Here is a 13,746-nt window from a genome sequence, read left to right as displayed (position 1 = left end):
TACGAAATTTACAACGAAAAAATAAGTTATTTTAACAAGTAAAATAGATCAGTTAATTAGTGTGATTGATATTACCTTTAGAACCTATTAACTAGCTTTGTTTTCGTAATAAATACATCGCAATGATTAAGACTAACATACTAGGTAACAGTGCGCCTAAAATAGGTGGTAAGCCAAATACTAAGCTAGCAGGCCCAAATAACTCACCGGAAACATGGAATGCAAAACCACTGGCAATACCAAAGATTAAACGAGTACCCATGGCAACAGTTCTTAACCCACCAAAGATAAACGATACTGACAATAACATCATCACTACCACGGTAAATGGTAAGACCGCTTTGCGCCAAAATGTTAGCCAATAACGGCTTGCATCTTGCTCATTAGCTTCTAGGTAAGTGATATAGCTATAGATATCTTGCATCGACATCTTATCAGGCTCACTGATAATCACTTCTAATTTTTTAGGGGTTAATTCCGTTTGCCAAATATAATCAGAAAGATTTTCAACGGTAGTTTTATCATCAAAGAAGTTAGTTTTACTGACCTCTTGTAATAGCCAAGACCCTTGTTGATAAAAGGCTCTGTTGGCTAATATCGCATAGTCTAACGTTAACTCTTTAGAGAAAAAATACAGTTGTACATTGTACAATTCCGCTTTGCTGTTCATACGCCCTATGCTGACAAAAGAATCTGCATCTTTAGCCCATATTCCATATTTATTTTCTACTCGTTCAGTCCCATTTCTTAACTGATCGCGCATGAAATAAGCTTCTTTATCGGTCTTAGGTGCAACAAACTCGCCTAATAACATCACTGCGATGACCATTGGAATCGCTGTTTTTAATACCGATGACGCAATTCTAAATTTAGACATCCCAGCGGCCTGCATAACCACCAGCTCACTACTACTTGCTAATGAGCCTAATCCAATCAAAGCACCAATCAAGGCGGCCATTGGGAAAAATAGCGCAATCTCTACCGGCATTTTTAAAAGCACAAAATAAGCGGCGGAAAGTACGTCATAGTCGCCTTTCCCAACACTTTTCATCTGCTCAACAAATTTAATAATGCTACTTAAACCAATTAATACAAATAAGCTTAAAAACGTCGCTGCAAAAATAGTACGACCAATGTATCTGTCTAAAATGCCCATTTATTTATCCACCTGCTGTTTTAACTTACTCGCTTTAGGTTTTTTAGGCTTAATATTAAATTTGCCTATGGTTTGTAAATGCAGTACCACACCAATTACAAAGAATAATATTTGCACCGCCCAAATGCCAAAATAAGGAATAGTACCTTCTTCAATCATGCTTTTTGCCGCACTTAATAGTAGGAAGAACGTTAAATATAAAGCTAACGCAGGCAACAGTTTTGCATAACGCCCTTGACGTGGGTTCACCTTTGCCATCGGCACAGCCATAAAAGTAATAAGCAATATAGACACTGGAATTGCGATACGCCATTGCAATTCTGCTTGTGAGCGCGCATCTTTCATACCAATTAGTTGACTAGTAGGTAACGCTTCTACACCACGTTTTTTGCTTTCAACTTCAGCATTCAGAATATGTACTTGATAAGTCGAAAACTGAGTGTTTTCAAATTCATTTTGGCCAACAATACCTGCATATCGCTGACCATCTTTTAAGGTTAACCAAGTACCATCTTTTTTATCTTCTACTTGACCTGTTTTAGCGGTGATCACAGACGGCGAAATATCACCTTCTTTTGGCCAATGCGCCGCAAAGACATTAATTAAATTTTTACCTTCTGCGTATTTTTCAACATAAACCACACCACCGTTACCCGATGATTTATGAAAGCGCCCTTCTATTAAGGTCGCAGTACCTGCATTAGATTCAGCTTCTTCAATCACTGTCATCATTTGATCTTCAGCTGTGGGTGCTAAATATAAACTATTGAAGCTTGCAAAAACAAAGGTTAACAATGATAAGGCCAATGTTGCTTTGAGTACTTTGTTAGGGCTATACCCGCAAGAAGTTAGCGCCACCATTTCACTTTCGCTGTGTAAGCGGCCATGTGCAAATAAGATCGCGAGATAAAAGCTGATCGGCAACATTAAGGTGCCTAGCGTAGGTAAATTTAGATACAAGACGGTTAATACTAAATCTGCTGGGATCACGCCATTAATGGCTTGAGCGAGAATAGTAATAAATTTTTGACTGACGAATATTAAGATTAAAACAAAGAGGACGCCAACTTGGCTTTTAAATGTTTCTAACATTAAATAACGAAGAATTATCAAGCTGATCTCCAGTGTAAAATAAGATGCTACAAAAGACGGTAAAATAGTGGATTAAGCAACCAATTTCGGTAAAATTGCTATTTTAGTAAGTTTATATTACGTTTCAAGATCCACAATGGCTTATGATAACTGCATTTTTACGAAAATAGCACAGTTAATCTCAATATAATCGTTTTAAGGATACATATGGAATTTCTAGTTAAAAGTGGTAGCCCAGAAAAACAACGTAGTGCATGCATTGTTGTTGGTGTCTTCGAACCCCGTCGTTTATCACACGCAGCTGAAGTATTAGATGAAATCAGCGAAGGTTATTTAAGTGCATTATTACGCCGTGGTGACATCGAAGGTAAAGTAGGACAAGTGTTGTTTTTACACCATGTCCCTAACGTATTAAGCGAGCGCGTTTTATTAGTTGGCTGCGGGAAAGAGCGTGAGCTAACTGAAACGCAATACAAGCAAATTATAGAAAAAACCATCACTACCTTAAATGACACCGGTGCACTTGAAGCCGTTTGTTTCTTATCAGAATTACATATTAAAGGCCGTGATAGTTATTGGGCGGTGCGTCAAGCGGTAGAAGCGACACAAGATAGCTTGTATAACTTTGACCAATTCAAAACCAATAAAGACAGTGCACGTCGCCCATTACGTAAACTGACTTTTAATATTCCAAGTCGTAAAGAATTAACACGCGCTGAATTAGCATTACAACACGGTATGGCTGTGGCAGCAGGTATGAAACTGTGTAAAGACTTAGCGAATATGCCACCTAATATTTGTACGCCTTATTATTTAAGCCAACAAGCTCAGGAGCTTGATCAACGTTTTGATAAAATAACTACAGAAATCGTTGATACTGAACAGATGCAAACATTAGGTATGAACAGCTATTTAGCGGTTGCACAAGGTTCTGCGAATCCTGCTTACATGTCAATTATGAATTATCAAGGTGGTGCAACGGATCAAAAACCGATTGTATTAGTCGGCAAAGGATTAACCTTTGACTCAGGTGGTATTTCACTTAAACCAGGCGCAGGCATGGATGAGATGAAATACGATATGGGCGGCGCAGCGTCAGTATTTGGTGCAATTCAAGCTATCGCACAATTAGATTTGCCAATTAATGTGATTGGTGTGATTGCCGGTGCTGAAAATATGCCATCAAGCAAAGCGTACCGTCCAGGTGATATTTTAACCACTATGTCAGGACAAACGGTTGAAGTATTAAATACCGATGCCGAAGGTCGTCTAGTGTTATGTGACGCACTAACCTACGTTGAGCGTTTCAAACCTGAATGTGTTGTTGATATTGCGACCTTAACCGGTGCATGTATCATGGCATTAGGCCATAACATCAGTGCATTAATGAGCCCACATAAAGGCATGGTGCATGAGATATTAAGCGCTTCAAACCAATCCGGTGACAAAGCATGGCAATTACCAATGGATGATGAGTTCCAGAAACAATTAGACAGCCCATTTGCTGATATGGCGAATATTGGTGGTCGCCCAGCGGGATCAATTACTGCTGCTTGTTTCTTATCGCGCTTTACTAAAGCTTATACTTGGGCACATTTAGATGTCGCTGGTACTGCTTGGCGTTCAGGTGCCAATAAAGGCGCGACTGGCCGTCCCGTTTCATTACTAACACAATTTGTGATTAATCGTAGTGAACAAGAATTAGCGGAAGTAGACGCTTAAATGCGCATAATAAAAATAAGCATGGATTTATAATGAGCCAAGTCCTCTTTTATATACATTCAGAAGATGGTCTTTCGGCAACAGCTGATGCAAGTTTGCCAGCACATTTTCTGCAAGCTTGTCAGCTCGCGGCTTATTATTACCAGCAGAATAAAAAAGTATTTATTTATACTGAAAACCAGCAGGATGCATTTACTGTTGATGAGTATTTGTGGCAATTCGATGGCGATAGTTTTGTGCCACACAATTTAGTGGGTGAAGGCCCTCGATATGGCTCTCCGGTTGAAATTAGTTGGTTAGCACCACAACACCCGCGTGCGGTGTTGATTAATCTCAGCCAAAATATTCCGGAGTTTAATCTAAACTTCCAACAAATTATTGATTTTGTGCCCGCACAAGAACAGTTGAAAATTAACGCGCGCGTGCGCTACAGTGCTTATAAAAAATTAGGCCACACCCTATCTACTCAAGATGTGTTAACTGCATCTCAAGAGTCAACTAACCAGACAGAAGATAAATGATGGAAAAGACATACAACCCGAGTGCTATTGAGCAAAAAAATTACCAAACATGGGAAGAGAAAGGTTATTTCAAACCACATGGTGATACTGATAAAGAGAGCTTCTGTATCATGATCCCGCCGCCAAATGTTACCGGTAGTTTACACATGGGACATGCTTTCCAAGATACGATCATGGATACCTTGATCCGTTATCAGCGTATGCAAGGTAAAAATACCTTATGGCAAATGGGCACGGACCATGCGGGTATCGCAACACAAATGGTTGTTGAGCGTAAACTTTTCGCTGAGACAGGTCAAACACGTAAAGAGCTCGGTCGTGAAACTTTTATCGAAAAAATCTGGGACTGGAAAGCAGAATCGGGTGGTAATATTTCACGTCAAATGCGCCGTTTAGGCACATCTGTTGATTGGGATCGTGAACGCTTTACCATGGATGATGGCCTTTCTGAAGCGGTTAAAAAGACCTTTGTTGATTTGTACAATGATGATCTTATTTACCGTGGTAAACGCCTGGTTAACTGGGATCCTAAATTACAAACTGCGATTTCAGATTTAGAAGTAGAAAATAAAGATGTTAAAGGGTTTATGTGGCATTTCCGCTACCCGTTAGCAAATGGCGTAAAAACAGCCGATGGTAAAGACTACATCGTAGTCGCAACCACTCGCCCAGAGACAGTATTAGGCGATACGGGTGTTGCTGTTAATCCTGAAGATCCACGTTATAAAGACCTTATCGGTCAAACTATTTTATTGCCTTTCGTTAATCGTGAAATCCCAATTATTGGTGACGACCACGCCGATATGGAAAAAGGCACCGGTTGTGTGAAAATCACACCAGCTCATGACTTTAATGACTATGAAGTAGGTAAACGTAACAAACTACCGATGATAAATGTATTAACGTTTGAAGCCTGTATCCGTGAAAGTGCAGAAGTATTTAATACTAATGGCGAAAAGAGTGATGATTACTCAGCGGATATTCCAGCACAATTCCAAGGCTTAACACGTGAAGTAGCGCGTAAGTTAGTAGTTAGTGAATTAGATGCGTTAGGTTTATTAGAAGAAGTTAAAGACCATGATTTAACCGTGCCTTATGGTGACCGAGGTGGTGTTGTGATTGAGCCAATGCTAACGGACCAATGGTATGTACGTGTTGCACCTCTTGCTAAGACAGCAACAGAAGCAGTTGCTAATGGTGATATTAAATTTGTACCGCAGCAATATGAAAATATGTACAACTCATGGATGAATGACCTAAATGATTGGTGTGTTTCACGTCAATTATGGTGGGGACATCGTATTCCAGCTTGGTATGACGAAACAGGTAAAGTTTATGTTGGTCATGATGAAGCCGCGGTTCGTGCTGAACATAACTTAGATGATAGTGTTGTTTTAACCCAAGATGATGACGTATTAGATACGTGGTTCTCTTCAGGTCTTTGGACGTTCTCAACACTCGGTTGGCCAAACCAAACCATGGATCTTAAAACCTTCCACTCTACTGATGTATTAGTAACCGGTTTTGACATCATCTTCTTCTGGGTTGCACGTATGATCATGATGACCATGCACTTTATGAAGAATGAAGATGGTACACCACAAGTGCCTTTTAAAACGGTTTATGTAACAGGCCTAATTCGCGATGAGAATGGCGATAAGATGTCTAAATCTAAAGGTAACGTATTAGATCCTTTAGATATGATTGACGGATTAGATCTAGAAAGCCTAGTGACTAAACGTACTGGCAACATGATGCAACCACAACTTGCTAAGAAAATTGAAAAAGACACGCGTAAAACCTTCGCTAACGGTATTGAAGCACATGGTACCGATGCACTTCGTTTCACTCTAGCGGCAATGGCATCAACGGGTCGAGATATCAACTGGGATATGAATCGTCTTGAAGGTTACCGTAACTTCTGTAACAAGTTATGGAACGCAAGCCGTTATGTATTAATGGATGCAGAAGAACAAGATTTTGGTTTTGGTGAGAACAAAGCAATGCAATTTAGCCTTGCAGATCGTTGGATCCAAGGTCAATTGCAAAATATGATCAAAGAATTCCGTCAAGCATTAGATACCTATCGTTTCGATATCGCAGCAAATATTTTATACGATTTTATTTGGAATGAATTCTGTGGTTGGTACTTAGAATTAACCAAACCTGTTTTATTCAAAGGGAGTGAAGAGGAGCAACGTGGTACACGTAATACTTTAATTAATGTATTAGAAACGTTATTACGTGTTGCACACCCAATGCTACCGTTTATGACCGAAGAGATTTGGCAACGAGTGAAAGCAATCACAGGTCAAGGTGGCGATACCATCATGCTTGAAGCTTACCCTGAATATGATGCTGCACAGGTTGATGAACAAGCGGTTGCAGACCTAGAGTGGGTTAAGCAAGTGATTGATGCAGTGCGTAACATTCGTGGTGAAATGGATATTAGCCCGAAAGTTCCGCTTAACGTGTTAGTGAAAAATGCAAGCGCTGAAGACACGCGTCGTTTTGCCGATAACGAAGCTTTCTTGGGTGCGTTAGCTAAATTAGAAACCGTTACCTTTGTTGCGGAAGGCAAAGAAACGCCAGCTTCAGTTACGGCACTAGTTGGTGAATTAGAGCTGTTAATTCCGATGGCTGGATTGATAGATGCGGAAGCAGAGCTAGCGCGTTTAGCGAAACAGCTTGAAAAAGCTAAAAAAGAGTTAGATAAAGTATCAGGCAAACTCAGTAACGAGCGTTTTGTTAGTAATGCACCTGAAGCGGTTATTATTAAAGAAAAAGCAAAGCAGGCTGAATACCAAACAACCTGTGACAAGTTGAATGCACAAATTGAGACTATTAAAGCGTTATAATACTAATCGCTATCATCCAATAATATTGATTCAACATAAATAATAAAAAGGGAGCTTATTTCAAGTTCCCTTTTTTATGCCGCTACTTTTTATAGTAGTCCTTATTTATACAGAATTTTATTTCGAAACAGGTTTGCCTACTTAAAGTTTTAAGCTTTAAGTTTTAAATTACCTTGGCGCTTTATGATTGAGCTTGCCCTACACTGCATAATAAAAAAGATAATATTAGTCATAAAAAAAACAAATAAAAGAAATAAAATCAAAACCTTAGCATTTATTTAACAAACCATTAAATATATAAAGCTCAGCCATAAAAATTCCCCTACACTGCTTCTTCCTTGACCACCCTACTAGAATTTTAATGATATTATTATGCATAATCTAAAACACTTTATGTTGTCTATATTGATATTGTTATTGGGAATTTTTCCTTCATCGGTTAGTGCTCAAGATCAACGACAACATTTGCTACCTCCAGAAAAAATTATCGTTTGGCGTCATACCATCGATAATCCTTCTGCGATAATTATGGACACGTTAACAAGAGCACTTGATATTACCCGTGATGAATACGGTGACTATGAAATTATTCCCTCCATGCAAATGGAACAAGGGCGAGCCGTTAAAAAATTATCTAAGGAATATAAAGGTAAACTAGATATAGCGTATTTCCCTACGACTGCAGAACGTGAGGAACGCGCAATTCCTATTCGCATTCCTCTCATTGGCGGGCTAATGGGATATCGATTATGTTTAATTAAAGAAAATAACCAATATAAATTTTCTAATATTAATGACATACAAGACTTTATTGACCAAGGTTTAACCATAGGGCAACATCAAGATTGGCCCGACAGTATAATATTAAGAAACAATGGGTTAAAAGTAAGCACTACCCATAAATATTCTTTATTGTTTGAGCAATTAAATAAGCAACGTTTTGATTGCTTCTTACGTGGTGTCAATGAGATAAATGATGAATATGCCCAGCACTCGAATGCACGCTTTGCGATTGAAAATAGCTTATTAATACACTACCCCTATTTGACCTTTTTTTTCGTCAATGAACAACGCCCTGAATTAGCAGAAAGACTAACAATAGGGTTAAGACGCTTACAAGAAAATGGCACATTAACCAAACTATTAGATCATTACTACAAGGATCGTCTTAACAAGCTGCATTTATATAGTCGTAAAATTCTCTACCTCGATAATACATTGATATCAGATCAATCATTACAATCGATGACGGTCATACCTTGGTTATAAACTCTACGGCATCAGTAATAATAACCACTCCAGCATCAACAATAGCAATAAAATTTGATTGTATTTACTGGTTGAATTTAAGATCCTATATATTGGCTAATTTATCCGCTTTCAGTGCACCGTAAAAGTGCGCCATATCATGTTAATGCATCTATTTTCTTCATTATCGATAAAAAAATAACTATGATATAGTGAAAATCTTTCTATCTAACTGTTTTAAAATAAATTTATGTTAATGGCGTAAATTTTGCTTAATTTTTATTTATGATCTTTAGGCAACCTAAGTTAATATGATAAACTCTCCAACCTATTGATTAATTAAATAAATTTCAAACAAGTGAAAATAAGTAACACACAAAGAGATAAATTATTTTAATCGGTTAAATGTTAAGCAATTTTCCCACAGCTTATTCATTCATTAATGGAAGTAGTATGACGGAAATTAAGTGAGCAATTTTCATTTTATGTGGAAATGTAATATTCAAGAGTATTGCTTCTAATTAAAAGTAGATGTTTTCAAAGTAGATCGCACATTAAAGTATTAGTTTCGTTTTACTGATAAATTTACTGTATACATAACAAGCTTAAACAAAATATTAAATAAATTAAACAAAGGAACTTATATATGTTTATAAAAAAACTAGCGCTTACAGCAATTGCTGGCGCGACCCTAATGGCCACATCAGCAATCGCTGAAACTAAACATGTTGTAATTGGCACAGGCGGCCAAACAGGTGTTTATTATCAAGTGGGTGGTGCAATTTGTCGCTTAGTAAATAAAGGATCTGCTGAGCATGAAATCAACTGTACACATAAAACAGGTGGTTCTGTAACAAATATCAATGGTCTGCGTTCTGGTGACTTAGATATGGGTGTTGCGCAATCAGATTGGCAATACCATGGTTACAATGGTACAGCGCCAGAGCAATTCCCTAACGGTGCTTTTAAAGAATTACGTTCAGTATTCTCAGTACATGCTGAACCGTTCACGGTTGTTGCTCGTGCAGACTCTGGTATCAAAACATTTGCAGACCTAAAAGGTAAAAAAGTAAATGTCGGTAATCCAGGTTCTGGCCAACGCGGAACAATGGAAGTATTGATGGGTAAAATGGGCTGGACAATGGACGATTTCGCTGTTGCTTCAGAACTTAAATCATCAGAACAAGCCGCAGCTTTATGTGATAGTAAAGTTGATGCAATTATCTTTACAGCGGGCCATCCAAACGGTTCAATCAAAGAAGCAACTACTTCTTGTGATGCTATCTTAATCCCTGTTGATAATGCTGAAGCACAAAAACTAGCTGCTGATAATCCATATTATGCAATGACATCTATCCCAGGTGGCATGTATAAAGGAACTGATACAGATACAACAACATTTGGTGTTGCTGCAACATTTGTAAGTTCAACAAAAACAGACTCTGAAACAATTTACCAAATGGTGAAATCTGTATTTGAAAACTTTAAACGCTTTAAGAAAATGCACCCTGCTTTTGCTCATCTAAAAGAGAGTGACATGATCAGTAAAAACTTATCAGCACCTTTACATGATGGCGCTGTTCGTTACTACAAAGAACGTGGTTGGATGTAATCCGTTAAGTTAATATAGTAACCTCAAAGCAGAAGTTTGTGACTTCTGCTTTGTTCGTTTTAAAAGCGAATATACCCAAGCCATTTTCATTTAATCAAAAAGCTAGCTTAATCAAACAATAAAAATGAATGTTGTTTGGGTATAAATAACCACAATACCAACAAACAATAAAAATGAATGTTGTTTGGGTATAAATAACCACAATACCGACAAACAATACCATCAAACATTACACTGTATTTTAGATAGGACATTCACTATGAATCAACACAGTCCCAGTGACACACAAATGAGTGATGAAGATTTACAAGATCTTGTTGCTTCTAACGATACAGGCGGACGAAATCCGACCAATAATAACGTATTAAAGCTAATGGCTGGCGTTGCACTCGTCTGGTCACTATTTCAAATTTGGATAGCATCACCACTTCCCTTTACTATTGGTTGGGGTGTTTTCTCAAGTAGTGAGGCGCGCTCTATTCATTTAGGCTTTGCTTTATTTCTTGGTTTTCTAGCCTATCCAGCTTTTAAAAACTCCCCTCGCGACCATATTCCAATGGCTGACTGGTTGTTGGCAGGTTTGGGCTGCTTATGTGCACTTTATCCGTTTTTAGCCGACTCTGCATTGGCAGAAAGCCTTTTTGGTATGCGTTTAAGTAATCGTCCTAGCGCACCAAAACCTTTCGATATTGCCGTTGCCATAGCCGGTATGTTGATATTGCTAGAAGCAACAAGGCGTGCCCTTGGTCCACCATTAATGGTGGTTGCAATGGTCTTCCTTTGTTATACCTTTTTAGGCCCTTACGCACCGGGACTTATTGCCTGGAAAGGCTCTACTTTTGGTGGAATAATGGATCATCAATGGTTATTCTCTGAAGGTGTTTTTGGTATTGCTTTAGGTGTATCCACCGACCTTGTATTCCTATTTGTATTATTCGGCGCTTTATTAGATCGCGCTGGCGCAGGTAACTACTTTATTAAAGTTGCTTTTTCATTAATGGGGCACCTTCGTGGTGGGCCAGCAAAAGCTGCAGTTGTAGCATCAGGCATGACCGGACTTATATCAGGTTCATCGATTGCAAACGTGGTAACAACAGGTACTTTTACAATTCCAATGATGAAACGAGTAGGTTTCTCTTCAGAAAAAGCGGGAGCAATTGAAGTTGCCTCTTCTGTAAATGGTCAAATAATGCCACCTGTGATGGGTGCAGCTGCCTTCTTAATGGTGGAGTATGTCAATATTCCGTATTTTGATGTGGTTAAACATGCCTTTTTACCGGCTATTATTTCTTATATTGCTTTAGTTTATATCGTTCATTTAGAAGCGATGAAATTAAACATGCAAGGTTTGACTCGAGAAGATAGCGGTAAAACAGTTAAAGATGTGTTGATATCTTGGGCAATGACACTGCTGCCAATTATTGCATTAGCTGGTGGAGCCTTTTACTTATCTGAGCTTTATCACTTGCTCGCAACCCCTCAAGCTCGTCTTGCTGCAGTGGTTGCTGTGATCGCAATACAGTACGGTGTTTTAAAAGCCGTCAAAGCGAAAGTCAGCGAAGAAAAAATTGCCAAAACGATTTCAACGGGCGCGATTGTATTAGGTAATATAGTGATTGGTGCTTTTGCACTGTTCTTTTTAATTAATACATTAAAAGAGAATGTCGACTCAGAAATAATGGTCTGGGTTGTCTCTGCTTTAGTTCTTGTTGCCTACCTGATACTTGCAAAAATTAGTTCCGCTTACCCAGACCTAGTGATGGACGATCCGAACTCACCGGTATTAACATTGCCAGAAACAGGTCCTACGGTGAAATCAGGGTTACACTTTTTACTACCCGTTGTCGTTTTGATCTGGTGTTTAATGATCGAGCGTAATTCGCCAGGGCTTTCTGCATTTTATGCAACAACCTTGATGATATTTATTCTTCTAACGCAACGTTTCCTATTTGCTTTTTATCGTAAGGCCGACACAAGTAATAAATTTAAACTTGGTTTCAATGAGTTAACTGATGGTTTGATCATGGGCGCGCGAAACATGATTGGTATCGCTATTGCTACAGCGGCTGCGGGTATTATCGTTGGAGCTGTATCGCAAACTGGGGTTGGTTTAAAATTAGCTGCGCTAGTAGAGTACCTCTCGATGGGGCATATTATGCTAATGCTGCTTTGGACAGCAGTGCTTAGTTTAATACTAGGAATGGGCTTACCAACCACAGCAAACTACATTGTTGTATCGTCATTACTTGCTCCGGTTATTGTTAGCCTTGGCCAGCAAAATGGACTCATTGTTCCGTTAATTGCGGTGCATATGTTTGTATTTTACTTTGGTATTATGGCCGACGTAACTCCCCCCGTAGGGCTTGCATCCTTTGCTGCTGCTGCCGTATCAGGAGGGGATCCAATGAAGACCGGCTTTATTGCCTTCTTCTATTCACTGCGTACAGCGTTGTTACCTTTCCTATTTATTTTCAATACTGACTTATTGTTAATCGATATTAACTTTATACAGGGCATATTTATATTCATTACCGCCACCATGGCAATGCTTATATTTACTGCGGGTACTCAAGGTTACTTCATGGCGAAGTCTAAAATATGGGAGTCTTTTGCACTAATTATCATTGCGTTTACATTATTCCGTCCAGGCTTCTGGATGGATTATGTTGTCCCACCATATGAAGAGCGTGCTGGCAGTGAATTAGTCTCTTCAATGGCCGAAGTAGCCCCCGGTACAGAGCTTCGTATTTTAGTTAATGGCCAAAATGATGTCGGTGACCCAGTGACATTAACTATGTTAATGACCGTAGGTGAAGGCGAAACAGGCGAAGATCGTCTGGAAGACTATGGATTAGAGTTACTCGCTCAAGATGACGGTTCAATAATGGTTGATGGTGTTGGATTTGATAGTACAGCTGAAAAAGCCGGCTTCGATTTTGACCAAATCATTGTTGATGTAGGTATTCCGGCTGAACGTCCAAGTAAAGAGTGGTTCTATATTCCAGCACTACTCTTATTAGGATTTATTGTCGTTATACAACGTAGGCGTCGCGATTTAGAAGCCGATACGACACCTGAAACAAAGAGTATTAATGTATAAGTGATAGGTCATTTTTATGACCTATTTGCTGACTACCTGCACTTGAATCTAAGCGCTGAGTACAAGTATTTATGCTAATAGCTTCTTCATATTTAAAAGCCTTGATTGCCATGCCAATCAAGGCTTTTTTGTTTTAGTTGGCCAACCTGACTACATTATTTTGCACTCATAAAATTAGTTCACTCTCGTTCCACATGCTCTGCGTGGGAATCGTATTTTTTGTATTAGTTTGCTTAGGGCTCTAGCTCGCCTGCGCTCGTCATGGCTACTTACAGTGAGAAAGTCAACTCGTCTGCGCTCGTCGAGACCGTTTGATAATTATTAACTGTGATTTCGCCTTGTCGGCGACCCTACTTTCTTTTATCAGAAAAGAAAGTAGGCAAAGAAACTGACACCGGAGCGTTTTCTAATCCAAGTAATAAACTCCTTTTATAACG

8 protein-coding genes are annotated in these 13,746 nt (G+C 38.9%); 6 read left to right on the top strand and 2 right to left on the bottom strand.

Features of this window, described 5'->3' with window-relative positions; all coding sequences use genetic code 11:
* Window positions 1–91 precede the first annotated feature (91 nt).
* Together lptG and lptF are read right to left on the bottom strand one after the other, a co-directional pair.
* A complete protein-coding gene (lptG, locus tag H592_RS0108870) occupies window positions 92–1,156 on the bottom strand; it encodes an LPS export ABC transporter permease LptG (RefSeq protein WP_028868463.1) in 1,065 nt (354 codons plus the stop codon).
* Window positions 1,157–2,269: an LPS export ABC transporter permease LptF gene (lptF, locus tag H592_RS0108865; RefSeq protein ID WP_037071418.1), complete on the bottom strand. Its 1,113-nt coding sequence runs from the start codon at window positions 2,267–2,269 to the stop codon at window positions 1,157–1,159.
* Window positions 2,270–2,455: 186 nt separating this feature from the next.
* Between lptF and pepA the strand changes: the two genes are divergently transcribed.
* The 6 genes from pepA (at window position 2,456) to H592_RS0108835 (ending at window position 13,309) form a co-directional block, all read left to right on the top strand.
* Window positions 2,456–3,970, top strand: coding sequence for a leucyl aminopeptidase (gene pepA, locus H592_RS0108860; RefSeq protein ID WP_028868461.1), 1,515 nt, complete (start codon window positions 2,456–2,458; stop codon window positions 3,968–3,970).
* 32 nt (window positions 3,971–4,002) lie between these two features.
* Complete coding sequence (locus H592_RS0108855) at window positions 4,003–4,491, top strand: DNA polymerase III subunit chi (protein WP_028868460.1); 489 nt, start codon at window positions 4,003–4,005, stop codon at window positions 4,489–4,491.
* Window positions 4,491–7,349, top strand: coding sequence for a valine--tRNA ligase (locus H592_RS0108850; RefSeq protein WP_028868459.1), 2,859 nt, complete (start codon window positions 4,491–4,493; stop codon window positions 7,347–7,349). Before H592_RS0108855 ends, H592_RS0108850 begins: the two co-directional genes overlap by 1 nt.
* Before the next feature lie 372 nt (window positions 7,350–7,721).
* On the top strand, window positions 7,722–8,618 hold the full coding sequence (locus H592_RS21875; RefSeq protein WP_051369100.1) for a type 2 periplasmic-binding domain-containing protein: 897 nt from the start codon (window positions 7,722–7,724) through the stop codon (window positions 8,616–8,618).
* A 625-nt stretch (window positions 8,619–9,243) separates the two neighbouring features.
* A complete protein-coding gene (locus H592_RS0108840; RefSeq protein WP_028868458.1) occupies window positions 9,244–10,209 on the top strand; it encodes a TAXI family TRAP transporter solute-binding subunit in 966 nt (321 codons plus the stop codon).
* Between the two features lie 259 nt (window positions 10,210–10,468).
* On the top strand, window positions 10,469–13,309 hold the full coding sequence (locus tag H592_RS0108835) for a TRAP transporter permease (protein ID WP_051369099.1): 2,841 nt from the start codon (window positions 10,469–10,471) through the stop codon (window positions 13,307–13,309).
* The last annotated feature ends 437 nt before the right edge of the window (window positions 13,310–13,746 follow it).

The sequence above is a fragment of the Psychromonas arctica DSM 14288 genome (assembly GCF_000482725.1).
Classification (GTDB): Bacteria; Pseudomonadota; Gammaproteobacteria; order Enterobacterales; family Psychromonadaceae; genus Psychromonas; species Psychromonas arctica.
Note: the sequence above shows the minus strand (reverse complement) of the source record. Positions and strands in the feature narration are given on the sequence as shown.

Coding starts and splice junctions, on each gene's coding strand:
- lptG (WP_028868463.1), bottom strand. CDS start 1,156: ATGGGCATTTTAGACAGATACATTGGTCGTACTATTTTTGCAGCGACG.
- pepA (WP_028868461.1), top strand. CDS start 2,456: ATGGAATTTCTAGTTAAAAGTGGTAGCCCAGAAAAACAACGTAGTGCA.
- H592_RS0108855 (WP_028868460.1), top strand. CDS start 4,003: ATGAGCCAAGTCCTCTTTTATATACATTCAGAAGATGGTCTTTCGGCA.
- H592_RS0108850 (WP_028868459.1), top strand. CDS start 4,491: ATGGAAAAGACATACAACCCGAGTGCTATTGAGCAAAAAAATTACCAA.
- H592_RS21875 (WP_051369100.1), top strand. CDS start 7,722: ATGCATAATCTAAAACACTTTATGTTGTCTATATTGATATTGTTATTG.
- H592_RS0108840 (WP_028868458.1), top strand. CDS start 9,244: ATGTTTATAAAAAAACTAGCGCTTACAGCAATTGCTGGCGCGACCCTA.
- H592_RS0108835 (WP_051369099.1), top strand. CDS start 10,469: ATGAATCAACACAGTCCCAGTGACACACAAATGAGTGATGAAGATTTA.